16 protein-coding genes are annotated in these 18,128 nt (G+C 44.5%); 11 read left to right on the top strand and 5 right to left on the bottom strand.

Annotation, left to right across the window (positions count from 1 at the left end; genetic code table 11):
• Positions 1-136: 136 nt before the first annotated feature.
• The 3 genes from pnp to E8M12_RS12175 all read left to right on the top strand — a co-directional run bounded on the left by pnp (position 137) and on the right by E8M12_RS12175 (position 4,774).
• Complete coding sequence (gene pnp, locus E8M12_RS12185; protein WP_211245037.1) at positions 137-2,257, top strand: polyribonucleotide nucleotidyltransferase; 2,121 nt, start codon at positions 137-139, stop codon at positions 2,255-2,257.
• A gap of 107 nt (positions 2,258-2,364) precedes the next feature.
• The gene (gene nlpI / locus E8M12_RS12180) at positions 2,365-3,297 is read left to right on the top strand and encodes a lipoprotein NlpI (protein ID WP_246034127.1); all 933 of its coding nucleotides are present in this window, start codon (positions 2,365-2,367) and stop codon (positions 3,295-3,297) included.
• Positions 3,298-3,379: 82 nt separating this feature from the next.
• A complete protein-coding gene (locus E8M12_RS12175) occupies positions 3,380-4,774 on the top strand; it encodes a hypothetical protein (RefSeq protein ID WP_136736421.1) in 1,395 nt (464 codons plus the stop codon).
• A gap of 17 nt (positions 4,775-4,791) precedes the next feature.
• On the opposite strand, the gene E8M12_RS12170 is transcribed toward E8M12_RS12175, so the two are convergent.
• Entirely contained in the window at positions 4,792-5,061 is a 270-nt protein-coding gene (locus tag E8M12_RS12170; RefSeq protein WP_136736420.1) for a hypothetical protein, read from the bottom strand.
• Between the two features lie 195 nt (positions 5,062-5,256).
• Between E8M12_RS12170 and E8M12_RS12165 the strand changes: the two genes are divergently transcribed.
• The 3 genes from E8M12_RS12165 to E8M12_RS12155 are packed head-to-tail and all read left to right on the top strand — an operon-like array spanning position 5,257 to position 8,081.
• Entirely contained in the window at positions 5,257-6,948 is a 1,692-nt protein-coding gene (locus E8M12_RS12165; protein WP_136736419.1) for a SufS family cysteine desulfurase, read from the top strand.
• A gap of 12 nt (positions 6,949-6,960) precedes the next feature.
• On the top strand, positions 6,961-7,659 hold the full coding sequence (locus tag E8M12_RS12160; protein ID WP_136736418.1) for an aspartate/glutamate racemase family protein: 699 nt from the start codon (positions 6,961-6,963) through the stop codon (positions 7,657-7,659).
• A gap of 44 nt (positions 7,660-7,703) precedes the next feature.
• Positions 7,704-8,081 carry a VOC family protein gene (locus E8M12_RS12155; RefSeq protein WP_136736417.1) on the top strand — a complete coding sequence of 126 codons (378 nt, stop codon included), beginning with the start codon at positions 7,704-7,706 and terminating at the stop codon, positions 8,079-8,081.
• Between the two features lie 72 nt (positions 8,082-8,153).
• Here E8M12_RS12155 and E8M12_RS12150 read toward each other — a convergent pair whose 3' ends face one another.
• On the bottom strand, positions 8,154-9,101 hold the full coding sequence (locus tag E8M12_RS12150) for an META domain-containing protein (RefSeq protein WP_136736416.1): 948 nt from the start codon (positions 9,099-9,101) through the stop codon (positions 8,154-8,156).
• A gap of 68 nt (positions 9,102-9,169) precedes the next feature.
• Here E8M12_RS12150 and E8M12_RS12145 point away from each other — a divergent pair, with 68 nt between their 5' ends.
• On the top strand, positions 9,170-9,991 hold the full coding sequence (locus tag E8M12_RS12145) for a DUF2705 family protein (protein WP_136736415.1): 822 nt from the start codon (positions 9,170-9,172) through the stop codon (positions 9,989-9,991).
• Between the two features lie 285 nt (positions 9,992-10,276).
• Positions 10,277-11,239, top strand: a complete 963-nt coding sequence (locus E8M12_RS12140) for an ABC transporter ATP-binding protein (protein WP_136736414.1) — start codon at positions 10,277-10,279, stop codon at positions 11,237-11,239.
• Between the two features lie 57 nt (positions 11,240-11,296).
• Here the strand turns inward: E8M12_RS12140 and E8M12_RS12135 are convergent, their stop codons facing one another.
• Positions 11,297-12,493, bottom strand: coding sequence for a PQQ-dependent sugar dehydrogenase (locus E8M12_RS12135; protein ID WP_136736413.1), 1,197 nt, complete (start codon positions 12,491-12,493; stop codon positions 11,297-11,299).
• Between E8M12_RS12135 and E8M12_RS12130 the strand changes: the two genes are divergently transcribed.
• The 3 genes from E8M12_RS12130 (at position 12,463) to E8M12_RS12120 (ending at position 15,646) form a co-directional block, all read left to right on the top strand.
• The gene (locus E8M12_RS12130; protein ID WP_136736412.1) at positions 12,463-12,915 is read left to right on the top strand and encodes a hypothetical protein; all 453 of its coding nucleotides are present in this window, start codon (positions 12,463-12,465) and stop codon (positions 12,913-12,915) included. The two genes, E8M12_RS12135 and E8M12_RS12130, sit on opposite strands and share 31 nt — an antisense overlap.
• 284 nt (positions 12,916-13,199) lie before the next feature.
• Positions 13,200-13,622, top strand: coding sequence for a hypothetical protein (locus E8M12_RS12125; protein ID WP_136736411.1), 423 nt, complete (start codon positions 13,200-13,202; stop codon positions 13,620-13,622).
• Positions 13,623-14,965: 1,343 nt separating this feature from the next.
• A complete protein-coding gene (locus E8M12_RS12120; RefSeq protein WP_136736410.1) occupies positions 14,966-15,646 on the top strand; it encodes a dioxygenase family protein in 681 nt (226 codons plus the stop codon).
• Between the two features lie 56 nt (positions 15,647-15,702).
• Here E8M12_RS12120 and tcdA read toward each other — a convergent pair whose 3' ends face one another.
• Together tcdA and E8M12_RS12110 are read right to left on the bottom strand one after the other, a co-directional pair.
• Positions 15,703-16,506, bottom strand: coding sequence for a tRNA cyclic N6-threonylcarbamoyladenosine(37) synthase TcdA (gene tcdA, locus E8M12_RS12115; protein ID WP_136736409.1), 804 nt, complete (start codon positions 16,504-16,506; stop codon positions 15,703-15,705).
• 85 nt (positions 16,507-16,591) lie between these two features.
• Entirely contained in the window at positions 16,592-17,680 is a 1,089-nt protein-coding gene (locus E8M12_RS12110) for a hybrid sensor histidine kinase/response regulator (RefSeq protein ID WP_136736408.1), read from the bottom strand.
• Positions 17,681-18,128 lie beyond the last annotated feature (448 nt).

Below are 18,128 nucleotides of genomic sequence, written 5' to 3'. Positions count from 1 at the left end.
AGCGTCAACAAATCGACGTAAAACCTTCATTTTCTTTTGCTGGCTTTAATAGTTGAAGTGCGTATAATTACCCTCGAATTAATATATGAAAATACATACCTAATACCAGATGGTATTAAAAGATAAGGAAAAGAAAGTGACTCCGATTACTAAAACATTTGAATTCGGACAGCATAAAGTAACTCTGGAAACCGGAGTTATTGCTCGTCAGGCAACTGCAGCTGTTATGGCAAGCATGGATGATACGAGCGTTCTTGTTAGTGTTGTAGGTAAAAAAGAAGCGGTTCCAGGCCAGGACTTTTTCCCTCTGACAGTTAACTATCAGGAAAAAACTTACGCCGCGGGTAAAATCCCAGGCGGTTTCTTCAAGCGTGAAGGTCGTCCTTCTGAAGAAGAAACATTGACTGCACGATTAATCGATCGCCCAATTCGCCCATTATTCCCTGAAGGTTTCACAAACGAAGTTCAGGTGATTATCACGGTTGTATCCGCTAACCCAGAAATTGCCCCAGACATTATTTCAATGTTAGGTACTTCTGCGGCTCTTGCTATCTCAGGTATTCCGTTCAGTGGTCCTATCGGTGCGGCGCGTGTTGGTTATATCAATGATAAATACGTATTAAACCCTCTTCAGAAAGAGCTACAGGAAAGTAAGCTTGACCTGGTAGTTGCTGGTACTGATTCTGCCGTACTTATGGTTGAATCTGAAGCTGAAGTACTTTCTGAAGAAGTCATGCTAGGTGCCGTTGTTTACGGTCACGAGCAATCACAAATCGCTATCAACGCTATCCGTGAATTCGCTGCAGAAGTGAATACTCCAGCATGGGAATGGGAAGCACCTGCGAAGAACGAAGCACTGGTTGCGAAAATCGCTGAGTTAGCGACGGCTGATATCACTGAAGCTTACCAAATTACCGAAAAAGCCAAGCGCTATGAAGCGATCGGCGAAATCAAGACTAAGGTTATCGAGCAATTAACGGCTGCCCTTGGTGAAGGTGAAGAACTAGACGAAGGCGAAGCGAAAGATCTTATCCACGACTTAGAGAAGAAGATCGTTCGTGAGCGTATCACTTCAGGCGCTCCTCGTATCGATGGTCGTGATCCGGAAATGATTCGTGCGCTTGACGTTATGACTGGAGTACTTCCTCGTACTCACGGTTCGGCAGTATTCACCCGTGGTGAAACTCAGGCACTGGTTACTGCGACGTTAGGTACGCAGCGTGACGCACAGCGTGTTGAAACCATCCTTGGTGAGAAGACTGACAACTTCATGTTGCATTACAACTTTCCTCCATACTGTGTTGGTGAGACAGGTTTCATCGGCTCTCCAAAGCGTCGTGAAATCGGTCACGGTCGTTTGGCTAAGCGCGGTATCATGGCGGTTATGCCAACAATCGAAGAATTCCCATATGCGGTTCGTGTGGTATCTGAAATCACGGAATCAAACGGTTCGTCTTCAATGGCTTCTGTATGTGGTACGTCTCTGGCACTTATGGACGCTGGTGTACCGATTAAAGATTCTGTTGCTGGTATCGCCATGGGTCTTGTTAAAGAAGGTGACAACCACGTTGTTCTTTCTGACATCTTAGGTGATGAAGATCACTTGGGTGACATGGACTTTAAAGTTGCTGGTACATCGAATGGTATCACTGCCCTGCAGATGGATATCAAGATTGAAGGTATCACTAAAGAAATCATGCAGACGGCCCTTAACCAGGCGAAAGGTGCACGTATCCATATCCTTAGCGTAATGGACGAAGCGATCAATTCACACCGTGAAGATATCTCTGAATTCGCACCACGTATTCACACCATGAAGATTAGTGCCGACAAGATTCGTGACGTTATCGGTAAAGGCGGTGCAACTATCCGTCAATTAACCGAAGAGACCGGCACTACGATCGAAATCGAAGATGATGGTACGGTTAAGATTGCCGCTACCGACGGTAAGCAGGCGGAAGATGCAATTGCCCGTATTACTGCACTTACGGCAGAAATCGAAGTGGGTGCAACTTACACAGGTAAAGTTGTGCGTATCGTAGACTTTGGTGCATTCGTTAATGTTCTTCCGGGTAAAGATGGTCTGGTACACATTTCACAAATCGCTGAAGAGCGTGTGAATAACGTGACAGACTTCCTGAGCGAAGGTCAGGAAGTGACAGTTAAGGTATTGGAAGTAGACCGCCAGGGTCGTGTTCGTCTGAGCATGAAAGAAGCGGTTGAGAAGTCTGAAGAAGCTCCGGCATCCGAAGAATAATCCAGTACGCGACTGTGCATTAATTTATTTGTAAGAAAAAGGGAGCTGTTTAGCTCCCTTTTATTTATAATGTAATGAATATGTTAAACATTCAGGTTAGATATATTTTGAATCTTAATTTTCACCGCACCTTTATTATCCTGCCTTTACTGTTAATCGGATTGGCTCAGGGCTGCTCAACAACCTCTGGGTCTGCGTCTGGAATTTCCAATTTAGTTATCGCTGAGCCGATGGCCATAAACCCGCAAAGTGAACTTGCTTTGGCACGTCTTTCCGAGATTCTGCAACGGGTTGAGGTGACAGAAGAACAACGGGCTAAACTGTTTTATGACCGAGGGGTTATTTTCGACAGTGTTGGTTTGCGTTCCCTGGCAAGTTTCGACTTTCAGCGTGCATTGCGAATTCGTCCGGATCTCGTTGATGCATACAATTTTATGGGTATTCACCATACTCAGCGCCAGGAATTCAATCTTGCGTATGAAGCGTTCGATTCGGCTATTGAGCTTGAGCCTGACCACCAATACGCTTATCTGAATCGTGGCATTGCCTTGTATTATGGCGGTCGTCCTGAGATGGCGGTTAAGGACATAGAGAAGTTTCAACTGCAGGAGCAGTATGATCCCTACCGTATGGCCTGGTTGTATCTTGTCGAATATGAAATCGACCCACAAGCAGCACAGCAACATTTACAGGACAACTACGACAGTTTGCCGCATAACAGCTGGGCCAATAATATTCTTCGATTATTCCTTGGTGAAATGACTGAGGGTGAATTTATTGATGAACTGACGCTAGGCGTAACGAGCAATAAAGAGCTTACCGATCGCCTTTGTGAGGGCTATTTTTATCTTGGAAAATATAACCTGATCAACGATCTTCCAAATAACTCGGCAAATTATTTTAAATTGGCGTTAAGCACAAATGTCTATGAGTTTATTGAACACCGGTACGCGAAGCTTGAGCTTGATATATTAACTAGTAAGTTCGCCCAGCCCATCAGTGAAAGTGAAGTTGAAGACTCGCCGTCGGATGAGCAATAAAGGCAACTGATTCGCTCAAGACCTTGCCGACCGTGTCGGCAGGGTTTAAATTAAAGGGCGATATTGAGTTGAGTCGTCCCTTGTGAAAACGCCAATCGCTAAAAACTTCAGCAAACCAGCACGAATCCTCGTCGTTGTGTTCCTATTTATCGCTAGCATGCCGATTTGGTTTAGCACGGCATTGGATCTGGCGTTGCGCAAATTTCCTCACAACCCTGCCTTACAAGAACTGGGGTGGCGGCTAGAACACCCGCTCGCACAAAAAGCCACATTTTATCGCTTGCAGCCAGGCAGTCGACAATGGTTACACCTGGGTAGAAAGTTAGGTGAAGATGATGGTGATGTGGCGCTGATGCTATATCAGTTTTTCTCCAGTTCACAGCCAAGACAAGCAAACCTGTGGCTAAAAAAAGCGATAACCCTGGGTAACCCTCAGGCCTATGAGATCCAGGTGCGACGTTTGATTGATAGCAATCAACTAGATAAGGCGCATCGTTTAATCGAGTCAATCGCCAATGCACCAGAAAGTTACTGGTCACTAAAGTTGCAGATTGCCTTAGAGCTGGAGCAGGGGAGTGACGTGCTTGAAGCCATAAACCACCTGAGTGAAACAGCCCCAACCCATTTAATGCTGGCTGAAGTAGAAAAATTTTCAATAACCGATTATTGGCAACAACAAAAGCTGCGCGCTGGGGCATTAGCAGCAACCCGATCCTGTCCTACCTCGGTGCAATTTTATGCCAGTTCCCTAAATCAGTTAAATCGTATTTCCCGCTTACAGGAATTACTTAACAATGAGCCGTTCTTTGCCAGGGAGTTTTGTTTTTATTCTCCCAGATATGTTCCAAAATCGGTGTTAGGATGCAGCGACGATAGTGACCTACGACTAGAGTGTGATGTCGATTCTCTGGCCGATACGTATCTTCGCTCTACTGCGGATTATGTGGGGATAATAGCTGAAAATGGCAGGGCGAATGTGAATAACGGCATTCTCTATCTTGATGTTCAGGATGACATTCAGGTATTTAAACATGAATTAATGCATTTGGTTGGGTTTATCGACGAATACTCGCTACCTGGCGAGCATCAGGTTTGCCAGGTTGATAAGTTTGCTGCGATAGCGAAAAATATTGTCGTCAGTGCCGGGAAGAATCAACAATTTGAATCTGAGCAACAGGCCAGAGAACAATTATTTGATACGATCCCCTGGTCAGCGTTAATTAAAGACAGTACACCAGTGACCCAGGTTGTTGACGGGGTGAGAGTGCTGGGTACTCCCTCAGATTACCAGGGAGAAGTGGGGTTATTTGCAGCGCAAACCTGTGACAATCATTATTCACAAGGCTACAAGCCCACTTATCGCTGGGGGTTGATGCGTTACAACAGTCTGGCATTATCCGAGGTATATCAGCGTATACACCGACTGAACCGCAACCGTTTTGCCATGCAAAAGTTTATCGAACATGCTGCACGATAATCTCCAGGGATACTCGATTAGTCATTTACGACATACTTTTCGTTGACCAATTCGTCATCAATGGTTTTAGAGGCAGGGTTAACCGCTGTCACAGTATCACTTGAGGCACTGCGTTTTGGTAGTGAGACAGAACCAACCAAAGTGACTTTGGCGACTGGCCACATGGAGCTACCACGTTTGTTTAGTGGCTTTTGGCTATCTTTCGATAACCGGTTCCCTGTGCTAGTTTTGTCTGACTCATTGATTTGCATGGTTTTGTTGTGACTGAACCAGGAAAAAATCGTCATTGTTATATCTCTAGCTGATTTACACTAATAGTTATAGTCGGGGATCGAAGATTTTGCTGAAAAATCTACAAATATTCCTGGTTTGCGGCACAGAAAATCGATTGGGTTTAAGTATAATAGCAAGTCTGATTGCCAACCTTAGATCGTTCAGTGTTGGTATAATTTTTTTATCCGGTAGGGTCTGCCTGAGCACTTATGACTGAATTTTCGGTAACCGAGTTTCGACAACAATTTCCTATATTACAGCGTCTGGTTAACAACCAGCCTCTGATTTATTGCGATAACGCCGCTACAACGCAGAAGCCCCAGGCAGTGATTGAAGCCATTTCCCGGCAATTGCAGAACACCAATGCCAATGTCCATCGTGGTGCTCATTATTTAAGTGCTAAGGCCACGACCTTGTACGAACAGGCACGGGCTAAAGTGGCACAATACATTAACGCGCCGCATGCAGACCAAATTATCTGGACTAAAGGGACCACAGAGTCGATAAATCTACTTGCGACGACCATTGGCCAGCAATTGCTCGCTGAAGGAGATGAAATCCTGTTGTCAGTCGCTGAGCATCACGCCAATATCGTTCCCTGGCAGCAGTTGGCAGAGCGCTGTGGCGCCAGATTAGTCATTCTTCCGATTGACCAACAAGGGCGTATTGATGTCGACAAATCATTGCCGTTAATCGGTGATAACTGTCGGTTTTTGTGTATAAATCACGCGTCCAATGTCCTTGGGAAAATTAATGACATCAAACCATTGCTCAACAAAGCCAAGCAAGCTGGAGCGATAACCGTGCTCGACGCTGCGCAAACTGCGGCTCATTTTAAAATTGACGTGCAGGATTTAGACGTAGACTTTATCACCTTTTCTGCTCATAAAATGTTTGGCCCGGCGGGCCTTGGGGTTTTGTATGGTCGCCGCTCATTACTCGACTCTATGCCACCCTATCAATTTGGAGGTGAAATGATTAAAACGGTCAGCTTTGAGCACACCGAATTTAACCAGACTCCTCATAAATTTGAAGCTGGCACACCAAACCTGACCGCAGTGATTGCCATGGCAGAGTGCATCGATTTTTTAACCAGTGACCTTTGCCAACAAAGCTTGCGTTATGAGCAAGCCCTGATTGCATATGCCTACCAAAAGCTTGATCAAATCGCGGGCCTGCAATGGTTGGTAGTTGGGTGTCCTGATTTACCTATCTTTAGTTTCACGTTGCAAACCGGGCATCATCAGGACCTGGCATCGTATCTGGACAGTCGTGGTATTGCGGTACGCAGCGGCCACCATTGTGCCATGCCACTGATGCAGGCATTGCAGCTTCCTGGTTCGGTTCGGGTATCGTTGGCGCCTTACAATACGTTTGCTGAAATTGATCGTGTCGTGCAATGTATCGTTGAATTTATCGCCTCAGAACAACAGCCGAGTCAGACCGCAGCTAATGTGACCGCAATCCAATCGGAACATTCAGTGTCAGTTAGCGGTCAACACTGGCAAGATATTCGTCATCGTTTTAGCCAGGCAACTGGCTGGGATGCGAAACATCGGGAAATCATGTTATTGGGTAAGGCATTACCACGCATGGATAAAGCCGAACGCACCGAACAGCATTTAATCTCAGGATGTGAAAGCAATGCCTGGTTAAAAATTGCTAACCAGGATAACGACATGCTCACCTTCGAGGCCGATAGCGACGCAAGGGTAATTCGTGGTTTGTTGAATATCATTTTGAGTCTGAGTAATGGAAAATCGAGCGCGGAGATACTAGCCATGGATTTTGACGCCGTCTTCGACGAGCTTGGTCTGATGCAGCATCTAAGTCCGTCGCGAGGAAACGGCCTGCTAGCCATTGTGAAGCGGATAAAAGAACTGGCAACGTCAAACTTATAAAAAGGATCAAGGATGAAAACAATTGGCCTGATAGGCGGCATGAGTTGGGAATCAACCCGCAGTTATTATGAGAATATCAATCGCTTGGTAAACCAGCGGCTGGGAGGATACCATAGCGCTAAAATCGTAATGGTGAGCGTCGATTTCGCAGAAATTGAACAGCTGCAACGCCAGGGAGACTGGGACATGGCCGGAAAATTACTGGCCGATTGCGCGAAAATGTTAGAGCTTGCCGGTGCTGATGTACTGCTGATCTGCACGAATACCATGCATTGCGTGGCTGAACAGGTACAGACATCGGTTTCGATACCATTGCTGCATATCGCCGACGTAACCGGCGAATACCTGCAAAAGCTAGAGCATTCCAAAGCTGGCCTGCTTGGGACACGATTCACCATGGAACAGGATTTTTATCGCCAGCGTGTTATGGATAATTACGCAATTGAGTTATTGATACCCGAACCGCAGGATATGCAACGCGTGCACGACATTATTTACCAGGAACTGGTGCATGGAAAAATTCATGAACAATCACGCCAGGAATACCTGAAAATCATCAACAAACTGGCGGCTAATGGTGCCCAGTCGGTTGTTCTGGGCTGTACCGAAATTGGATTGCTAGTCAAACAAGGGGACTGTGAATTACCCTTGTTGGATACAACTCAATTGCATTGCCAGGCTGCGGTTGACTATGTATGCTTATGGGGTTGAATAATTACTGCCCGATATTAATTGAATAACTAACAGGAATATCCATGGCTAGCATTAGTAAAGTCGGACAAATTGCAATCGCCGTATCGGCCATCAAACCCGCATTAGAGTTTTACTGCGATGCCTTGGGACTGACCCTGCTGTTTGAAGTACCTCCAGCGATGGCTTTTGTTCAGGCAGGTGACACCCGACTCATGCTAACCGAATTACAAGGTGACGCAAAAGACCATCATACATCGGTGATTTATTACCAGGTCGATGATATAGACGGTTACGTAACTTTGTTACGGGAAAAGGGGATTGAGTTTGAAAGGGAGCCACAATTGGCGGCAAAAATGCCTGATCATGAATTGTGGCTCGGATTTTTACGGGATCCTGACGGCAATTTATTATCAATTATGGCGGAAAAGCCGCTCGAATAGCCCGTCACATGTCATCATCACTATAAGTGACAACCCAGCTTCATGGGCTATCCGTGTTTCCCTAATTAATGCTTACCTGGCAGTAAATTTCAGCACTTCATTATTTTGCTCATCAAGCAAGGTCAAGTGTTGCTTGTCTCGTTGGAAAGATTTTACTTTTTGTAAAGCACCCAGGTAATCCTGTTCAAGTTTCATCACCTCTTCGACGCATGCCATGCGTGATGAAATTAACGGACCTAGGGTGATCTGCTCGCCATCAACCTGATAGGAGCCACTGAACAGGTTGCAACCAGAATTGCCGGCAATGCGAGACTCCTGCTCATCAATCTGTAAGTTACTTTGATCTTCCCTGACATTGATGTTGACACGTTTACCCTCTATTTCCGTTAACTGCCAGCTGGAACTGGTCAGGGGCAACCGCACCAGCTTAGCGTCGTCTTCCATGCCACTTTCCCGGGCATCTTCATTCATCGTTTCTGCCTCCGGTTGTGCAGGTTGAGGCCTATTTGGTTGCGTCGCAATTGCTTGTACCAGGACTCTTACGGGTTCTCCCGTTTCCGGAAATGCATCGTATGCCTGGGTATTGATAAAGCGAAGACGATCACCTTGCATCACTCTGGCTCGAATTACATAACGACCTTTGTCGTTGATGCTATTTCGATCATATTTTAGTTCAAATGACCAGGGCGGCATGCCTGGGTTATCGTAGCTGTTGCTGGCAAGCACAGTCACTGCGACATCCATTTTTGATACATCTTCCAGGTAAACCTGCAGTTGGATATCATCCGGAAGCTTAATGCGTTCCCGATACCAGACTTCGCCCGTTACGGTTGCCATATCAGCGTTTGCGGATGTTTGTTCAGCTTCCGGTTTTGTCGGTGTTTGCTCTGGTGTAGATTCTGGCGATGGCTTGCACGCGGTGATAGCAAGCAATGAAAAAAACAGGGGGAAAAGAAAATTGTTATGAAAAGTTGGCATGATAGTGACCTGCTCAATTGAAAACTGCTTTAATTCTAACATTGTTCGCCGTAACAGCCACTTACAATTGTCCACTTAACACCGGCATTTTATTCATCTATTCTCAAAATATGAAAGCATATGATTTTAAAAAGGTTCTGCAAATATGTCTGCATGAGTGGCAGCGTGTATTTGTGACTGGTTCGGGACGATTGACGTTACTGACATTTTTTGGCGTATGGGTGCTGATATTTCATTATCCGGTCCGCACTGCTGTCGAACTTATTTCAGTTTCCGGTGATGCTGGGATTATTCGCAGTATGTTAGGTGATATCGGATTTCGGCAACTATTGCAGTGGCCGGTCGCTGAGTTATCGGTATTCTGGTTTGCAGCTATGCTACTGCTACCGCTAACATGTATCTCACTTTGTTGTGACCAGTTCGCCAGCGATCGTCAGCGAGGTACGGTAAAATTCTATTTGCTAAGGTGTCGACGCTCTGAGTTTCTGATAGGGCGGTTTTTAGGGTACGCGAGTTTTTTCACGCTATTAATGCTGTCGCTGGTGATCATTACGTTGGTCTATGCCTGGGTGCGAGAACCGTCGTCCTTATCATCAGGTATCAGGCAGGGGAGTGATACCTTTATTTTTCTTACCATCTGGATGGTCCCTTTTATTGCCCTGGCCAATTTTCTCAATGTGTTGCTGCCTTCAGGCAAGAAAGTCATTTTAGTGACTATCTTATTGTATTTATTGTTACCTACGTTAGATTACCTGGCGGCCTCAAAGTTACAGATTAACCTGCAGACAACGTTAGCATTGCCCGGGTTGGGTGTATTTTCAACGATGGGAGACACAGGACCATCGTTAGATCAATTAACCCGACCGTTGCTTCAAACCGTCTCCTATCTGTTTTTATCATCACTGATTTTTAAACTGCGCTCACTTGGTTAATACCAATCACACTAAGTTTGTGCACAACTCAGAGTTAGGGCAGAGGTTCAGTTACTACATAGATTTCATTGATATAGTCATTCTATATTAATGAAATATAGGGCCGTAATTGGGCCTCTGGTAAACTCCCTACGGGTGAGATTTAAAGGCTTTTATCCGGCGTTACTGATTTTGGCTGATTGTGACAATGGAACGACCATTCTCTTTAATCAAAGCCTTGTCTAAACGCCTTTAAATTCTCACTGAGTGAGCAATAATTTAATGTGATTGGTATAAGGATATGTCATGGAATCGATAATCAGTTTACAAAACGTAAGCAAGTCGTTTGGTAAACACCAGGTACTTGATAATGTCAGTGTTGAAATCGTAGCCGGTGAACCGGTAGCTCTGGTTGGTGCCAATGGCGCTGGCAAAACCACGTTATTTTCAATTTTGTGTGGGTTTTTAAAGGCTGATTCTGGTCAGGTTAAGATTTTTGGTGAAGTCGTATCTGGTTATCAGCATCTTGCAAAATTGTCAGCGCTGATTCAGGACGCAGAATTTGATCCGGATTTCTCGATATCCAGCCAGCTGAAGTTATATGCACAATTACATAACATGTCTGCGAAACAAGCGCAACACGATGTGGACAGGGTGCTTGAGTTAACTGGGTTGAGCGGTTATGCCCGTCAGAAGAGTCAAATTTTGTCCCATGGGATGAAAAAGCGGCTGGCTATTGCACAAAGTCTGCTAGGTTCGCCGCAGGTGATTTTACTGGATGAACCCACCGCCGGGTTAGACCCGGATTATGCGCGGCAAATTTCAAATATCCTGTTGGACATTAAAGATCTCGCCACGTTAGTGATCAGTTCTCATCAACTGGAGCAGTTGCAGCGTATCTGCCCTCGGGTGGCATTTTTAAGAGATGGCAAGCTCAGTTTATCGGAACACTTTAACAGCATTAATAAACCGGAATCTCCTAATTCAGCGAGAAGTATCGCTAATGGTATTGATGTGCTCACGCTCACGCTCAGATGTTCCGATCAATTACCGGGCTTAGTCGATAAAATTAAAGCGCTGCCGGCGGTCAGGACTATTGTCGCCACACAACGTCACGAATTTAAAATACAGTACCATGCAGGCGATCAGCCTTATCAATTTGAACACTCATTACTTAAACTTTTTTCAGAAAATCACTGGCACTACGATCAGTTCATCAATGGCGAGACGCTAGAAAATCAATGGTTTTCGCAAAGTAACGACCAATAGGTGCTTTTGAAAGAATGGGGTACCTTTAAGCGAATTTTACCTGGTTCTGCACGATGCTTAATTGGCGCTGATTAACAGCAATTTTGCGTCGTCTCCATCCGTTAATATAGCTATGTTTCCCTGTTGAGTTACCAAAACATCCCGCAGCCTTCCCGATACTTCTGGGAATACGTGTGTCTGGGTAAATTTGCCATTGGTTAAATTAATGGCATAAAGCTTTCTGTTGACTAACGTGGTAATTAACACATGTCGTTGCAGTGAAGAAAAGTTATGGCGATCAGCACCATAATAGGCCATGCCGGAAGGGGCGATCGATGGCGTCCAGTTAACTATCGGCTGTTTCATCCCGGTATATTCGGTAAACGGAGAAATGCGTGCGCCTGAATAATCCCGACCATGGGTGATTACAGGCCAGCCATAATTGCTGCCAGCGCTAATATAGTTTAATTCGTCACCACCGGCCGGACCGTGTTCATGGCTAACAATTTGCTGGCTATCGTAGTCATACACCAAGCCTTGAGTGTTGCGATGACCTACGGAGAAAACCGCGTGTGCGGCTGGATTCGTATGGTCAATAAATGGGTTATCTTTTGGAATGCTGCCATCTAAGTTGATACGCAAAATTTTTCCCAGTTGACTGCTGGTTACTTGCGCCTGTTCTCTGTAATCAAAACCATCTCCACTGGAGAAAAGTAGGGTATTATCCGGCAGCACAAGGGCTCGTCCCGCATAATGTTGAGGTGTTGCTTTATCCGTGGTCAGCCGATATACAGTTTCTGGTTGTGAAAAACCTGAACCATTAAATGTGGCTTTGGCGATGACTAAACGGTTCTCTTTCAGTTCACCCTGCGCATAAGTAAAATAAATTTCTTTTGATACGCTATAGTCGGGTGATAACACGATATCGAGCAGACCACCCTGGCCAGCAAGGTACAATCCGTCGAGCTTTAAGTTAACTCTGTGTTGGCCTGAGTCTTTTTTTATTACCACGTGACCATCACGCTCGGTAATTAACCATGTCCCATCGGGCAGTTCTACCATACTCCAGGGGGAGTGCAATTCAGCGGCCAGTGTTGCTACGGTGTATTCTTCTTCAGGTAACCCAGAGTTGGCACTTATTGAAAATGAGGCAAAGATTGACAAAGCAAAACAAGAGATAAATTGTTTACGAGTCAAGCCTTTGTTAGGGTAAGAAAAAAGCTTTGTTCTGATTTGAGATAACCATGCAATTTTTGACGCGTTTCTTGCCTTCATTTCTAGCTTCTTGGTTGCTGACATTTTCATTAGCTAGCTTGTTCCATAGCCAATATGTTGTCAATCAATTAGTTAGTGTTGGCGTTGCAGTAAAATTAAGCGACCGCCTTAGTTTAACGGTGGACGATTGGATAGGGTTATTACCGACCTACGGGTTGATAATCGCTATTGCATTGTTAATCGCTTTTTTGATCGCCGGTTGGTTAGTGAAAAAACTCGAAAACTACGGGGTAGTATTGTTTGTTGTTGCAGGAATTGTCGCCTTCGTCACAGCTCTTATCGCAATAGAATCTATGATGAATATCCATATCATCGCAGGCGCCAGAGGCTGGGGCTTTTACATGCAACTGCTGGCGGGAGCATCAGGAGGTTATGTCTTTGCGGTCATGAGCAAAATCAGGCCTGCCAGTAGGCAACCATAGGTTTTAGCATTATCTGGGATTTAAAAGTTCTTCGGACTTTGAAGCTCAACATGATAACGTAAATTAACTGTCCATTTTTATGGGGCAAGATCAGTGAGCGAACAGCGCTCATTGAAACTCTATCTTTTACTTGTTGAGTTTTAACTTAGTTAGGTATGAGATAAAGTGGTAGATTCAGTCGCAAGGACGCAAAAAAAAAGCTTGGCTTGCGCTCCATTGTCACGAATTTTTGCCAAGCATTTATGCGCTCCATATTAGAGCGTTACATTTTCTAGGAGCAGGATGTGAAGTATTTAGGAATCATTACGTTCATTTTATTTTTGTCGGGTTGTCAATCATCACCGGCTACCTATAACCCGTCAGCGTTACCGAAAAACAAGTTAGCCATGTTAACCACAAAATCGGTTGGATTTTTAGAGGACGAAGTCCAGGCAATGATAGTTGGCGTATACGATATGGATGGGAAACAACTTATTGGCTATACATCCCCGTTTGAGCAAGATCGCTGGGAAACAGTCAATCTTGAAGCAGGAACTTACAAGATAGTTGCAATTTGTATGCTGGGTAACAGTTACGCACACCCTAGAACCATTCAAGTAATTGAAGCTGGTGCTAAATATGAATTTAAGTGTATTACAGAATACACCAAGAGTTTTTTGGGTATGGATAAGCCTGACAAAGCATCATTAAAAATTCAAAAAATATAACAACTTAGGATATAGGATATTCAATCTAAGGCGTGTTACCTCCGATTATTTTAAAGCGTCTTAGTAAGAACATGTTAGAGAAAATATGATGAAGCGGTATAATACTTCCGCTTTGAGCGATCTACAGTCATTCGTTTAACTTCACACGGTATTATGAATATCAAAAACAAACTAATAATATTTCGTTGCCTGGCTGCAGGATGTCTGGGCGTTATGTGGTTAAATTTTCATTTTATGGAAGAAGAATTTGTTTCGCTTGAGTTAGGTTTTATTATTACCTTAGTTTTAGCCCTTTTATTTTTTTACGTTTTGTTCTTGGTGCGAAAACTGAAACGTAATTAATATTACGAAAGTTCCAAGCCAGTGCGCGGTGGCGATTTCGGTTATAACCTAATGTTTCTGCTAAGAATGCTTATTGCGGCATTTATTTTTTCAGGTCTCTTTATCTGGCTAGGCAGCTAACAAAACATGTAATTGCTCCTTCTAGGGTGTTGGTGTACCAGAAGCCTAGCGATAAACTTATCTTTTGGTGACTTTATTTAAAAAGTGATTATCTATTGAAATGCCCAAAATGTCAGAGTGATGTAACTCCTAAGCAAGAGTACGTTTCTCCTCAATACACGAAGAATTTATGTCCAGTCTGTGGCTATGAATTCTTATTTAGGTTTAATACGGCTAAGCTAGTAATTATATACTCATTAATGGCTTTAATTTTACTAGGTTATCTACTCAGCTAAAACGAAAGTACACATAACAAGCCACTCAAACGGGATAAACAAAAGTTGGCTTTTGCTCGTACCTCGCTTATTTACCCCTTAGTGGGGCGTTAACGCTTCGAAATCACCGTATATTAGCAATTGCTAACAGGCTGTAAATGGCACAATTCGGTCATTCAAGGTTGGCCAAGATTCCCTGTAGTATCAGGGAATGACACAAGGGCTTTTGCTTTTTGCTCGGAACAGCGTGTGCTCGGAGCTGATGACATCAGCGTGCTCGGAGTGACGCTTTTCGTCACGTGCTCGAAGTATCGTTTACGATACGTACTCAGGGAGTTTCAACTCCCGCCTTTGGCACAAATCTGCCGTTCAGGCCCGGCTAAGATTCCCTGTCGTGGCAGGGAATGACTCAAGGTTTTTTGCTTTTTCTTCCACCTTCCACTTCCACCAGCGAAGCTTACCTCACTCGGAGGGACGTTTTTGTCCCGTACTCGAAACAATCTTTGATTGTGTACTCGAAGTGACGTTCTACGTCACGTACTCAGGGAGTTTAGTCACATGGCTCGTGACTTTTCCCTGCTCTTGTCCTAAACCTATAGATGCCTGTAGTAGTTGGAGTTAGCCGTTATGACTCTGAAATCTAAATCCTGGTGGCGTCGGCGCCTGTTAAAACTAAGTGCGCTTGGAGCTACCGGCATGCTATTTACTCGGGCCTTATCTGATGAAAAACTGGCGCGACTGGCGTTAACCCCTGATCAAACCGAAGGTCCGTTTTACCCAAACAATAACCAGCTTGATACAGATATGGATCTTACCCGTGTGCAGGGGAGGCAGGAATCGGCGAAGGGGCAGGTCATTGAAGTAAACGGCCGGGTCACGGATCAGTTTGGTGAGCCGGTTAGCAAAGCCATTATCGACGTTTGGCAAGCGAATAGCCTTGGCAAATACCATCATGAGCGGGACTCCCGGCGGGTGCAGATTGACGAAAATTTCCAGGGGTGGGGGACATTATTCACCGATGATGCTGGCGAGTATTACTTTAAGACCATAAAGCCGGGTGCTTATCCTGCCGATGGCAAGTGGGTGCGGCCACCACATATTCACTTCAAAGTTGCTAAACGTGGCTACCGGGAACTTACTACGCAAATGTATTTCTCAGGAGAAGAGCTGAATCGTAAGGATTTGCTATTACTTGAACTTAGCGAGCAAGAGCAGAAACAGCTCATTGTAGATTTTATCCGGGATCAGCAAACCGCAATATTATCCGGTCGGTTTGATATCGTGTTAAGCAAGCTTAGCGACACTTAGTCCTGTGCATACCAATTGCCCGAAAAGTTTGCAGTTAGCATCAGTCGCGATGTTTCTTACGCCGATTGAGCCAGTTTTCTCTCTCTCGATTTTAAATATTTATCCAATGCTTTGCTTACGGCAAAAAACGCGAAACTTGCGGTGACATGAGTAATGGCTCCAAAACCGCTGCGACAATCTAGGCGCATGCTCTCGCCACTATCTGGTTTTGCCATGCACACTTCACCGTCCTGATCCGGGTAGGTAAGTTGCTCTGTGGAAAATACCGCATCGATACCGAACTTACGTTTGGTATTTCGTGAAAAGTTGTATTGACGTCGCAGTTGATTCTTAACTTTTGCCAGCAAAGGATCCTGATAGGTCTTACTTAAATCGCTGATACAGATTTGCGTTGGGTCCAGCTGTCCGCCGGCGCCACCAATGGTAACTAACGGAATCTTGTGGCGTTTGCAATAGGCAATCAGGGCACTTTTAACTGGCACCGAATCAATGGCATCAATGACATAGTCTAACCCTGGGTGTAATAGCGAAGACAAATTTTCTAAGGTAATAAAATCTTCGACTTCGTGAATTTGACATTCAGGATTAATCTGGCGAATGCGCTCGGCCATGATTTCTACTTTGCTTTCGCCAACCGTATCACTCAGGGCATGAATTTGGCGATTGATGTTGGTTGCACAAATATCATCGAGGTCGATTAATGTTAATGTACCAACACCGGTGCGTGCCAGTGATTCTGCTGCCCATGAACCAACGCCACCAATGCCGATCACACAAAAGTGAGCATTCTGGATATGTTGAAATGCGGTTTTACCATACAGGCGTTGGATGCCGCCAAAGCGTAATTGGGAATCAGACATGTTAGTTTCGAACTCTATTAGAAATCGGCGCAATTATACCATTGCAATCTGCAGGCTCAAGACAGGAAACACTCTGATAACAAACTTAATATTTGGGAAGGGTTACGGTGAATCGGGTTTTGTCGTTATCGATAATCGCAAACTTAATATGCCCATTTTGAGCTTCGGTCATTAATTTTGCCGAGTAAGCACCGAGCCCGGATCCGCGCACTAAATTTGAGGTGGCATATTTTTCAAAAATAGTGTCGCGCAACTCTTCGGGAATCGCTCCCTGGTTTTCAATACTGATTTGCACCATGGAACTGTTTTCTGAGATTTCTATATGGATTGTCTGGTCATCCGGTGATGCTTCAACGGCATTCTTTAACAGGTTGTTGACGATCGACAGGCACAACAGCTCTTCGCCAAGGGCATAGAGGTCATCACTGGCCTGGGTTAATTTTATGGCAATGTTTTTTGGTCGTGATAAGTAACGTACCGATTTGATTGCTCGCGTACAGGTACGTTTTAAGTCGACCATATCAGGGTCGAGAGGATAGGTACCATTTTCGATTTTGAAAATATCGAGAGAGTTGTTAATCATGTTAAGAACATTGGTTACCGACTCTTCGATGGAATTGGCAATCGCCTTATCGTTAATCTTATTTAACTCAAATAAAATAACACCAAGGGGGCCTTTTAAGTCATGGTGGGTCAAACGTTCAATATCTTCCCTGAGTCGGGCGTTTTCCTCCAGGGTTTTGACCTGCTGATTTAACAATTTCTGGCTTTGGTGGAGCTGCACATGTGTGTTTACCCGGGCGCTTAACACATCGGGTTGCAAAGGCTTAGTAATGTAGTCAACTGCGCCAAGTTTAAAGCCCTGGGTGATATCCTCCACCTGGGATTTAGCGGTAAGAAAAATAATGGGAATGTTGGTTGTGGCTTCATTACTTTTCAGCTGCTTGCAAAGCTCAAAGCCATTTACATGAGGCATCATTACATCGAGCAAAATCAGATCGATGTTGCTGTCGGCCTCAATCACCTTGAGAGCGGTTTTCGCGTTGGTGGCAGCTTTAGTCAAATATTGCGGACGTAAAATGCTGGAAGCCAGGTCAATATTACCTGGCTCATCGTCAACGATCAGGACGACCGGCGGTGATTGTGGTTTATCTTGGTTTGTTTTGCCAGTCACTTACGCAGTCAGCTCATTCAGTATTATCAATTAAAGTTTAGCTTATACCAAACCCACTAAGTGTTTTCTAACTCTGAGTTGTGCAAAAACTTAATGGAATTGGTATTAAGTTATAGGTGCAAATACCTTAAGCGCAACAATGCCTTTAAAATCAAAGTATTTGTATAGAATATCTGCTCGACCGGTATCCGGTTTATGAATTGGTAATTCAATCAAATCGAGCCTGCACCCATTTAGGTTACAGCGATAATTCGATTGTCGGAGTCTAAGGGGTATTCGTGCAAATGACCAGCCAAAACTTCATTATTATTAACTAATTAGTGTGAAATTTATCAGCCACATCAATGCAAGTTAGACTTTGGAATCAAGAGCAATAATTTATAAAGAAGAGGAGGAGGGGACTTTTAATTCTCCTTTTTTTTTAAAAAAACTTCCTCCGTATCTTTAT

Source organism: Thalassotalea mangrovi (genome assembly GCF_005116735.1).
Classification (GTDB): domain Bacteria; phylum Pseudomonadota; class Gammaproteobacteria; order Enterobacterales; family Alteromonadaceae; genus Thalassotalea_A; species Thalassotalea_A mangrovi.
The sequence above is the reverse complement of the archived record's forward strand: the minus strand, read 5'-3'. Positions and strand labels throughout refer to the sequence as shown.

What these genes read in the sequence shown, in the direction of transcription:
- E8M12_RS12170 (WP_136736420.1), bottom strand. Translation starts at nt 5,061, where the DNA reads ATGACGATTTTTTCCTGGTTCAGTCACAACAAAACCATGCAAATCAAT.
- E8M12_RS12135 (WP_136736413.1), bottom strand. Translation starts at nt 12,493, where the DNA reads ATGAAGGCAAGAAACGCGTCAAAAATTGCATGGTTATCTCAAATCAGA.
- E8M12_RS12145 (WP_136736415.1), top strand. Translation starts at nt 9,170, where the DNA reads ATGAAAGCATATGATTTTAAAAAGGTTCTGCAAATATGTCTGCATGAG.
- E8M12_RS12160 (WP_136736418.1), top strand. Translation starts at nt 6,961, where the DNA reads ATGAAAACAATTGGCCTGATAGGCGGCATGAGTTGGGAATCAACCCGC.
- E8M12_RS12165 (WP_136736419.1), top strand. Translation starts at nt 5,257, where the DNA reads ATGACTGAATTTTCGGTAACCGAGTTTCGACAACAATTTCCTATATTA.
- E8M12_RS12130 (WP_136736412.1), top strand. Translation starts at nt 12,463, where the DNA reads ATGCAATTTTTGACGCGTTTCTTGCCTTCATTTCTAGCTTCTTGGTTG.
- E8M12_RS12140 (WP_136736414.1), top strand. Translation starts at nt 10,277, where the DNA reads ATGGAATCGATAATCAGTTTACAAAACGTAAGCAAGTCGTTTGGTAAA.
- E8M12_RS12155 (WP_136736417.1), top strand. Translation starts at nt 7,704, where the DNA reads ATGGCTAGCATTAGTAAAGTCGGACAAATTGCAATCGCCGTATCGGCC.
- tcdA (WP_136736409.1), bottom strand. Translation starts at nt 16,506, where the DNA reads ATGTCTGATTCCCAATTACGCTTTGGCGGCATCCAACGCCTGTATGGT.
- E8M12_RS12120 (WP_136736410.1), top strand. Translation starts at nt 14,966, where the DNA reads ATGACTCTGAAATCTAAATCCTGGTGGCGTCGGCGCCTGTTAAAACTA.
- E8M12_RS12150 (WP_136736416.1), bottom strand. Translation starts at nt 9,101, where the DNA reads ATGTTAGAATTAAAGCAGTTTTCAATTGAGCAGGTCACTATCATGCCA.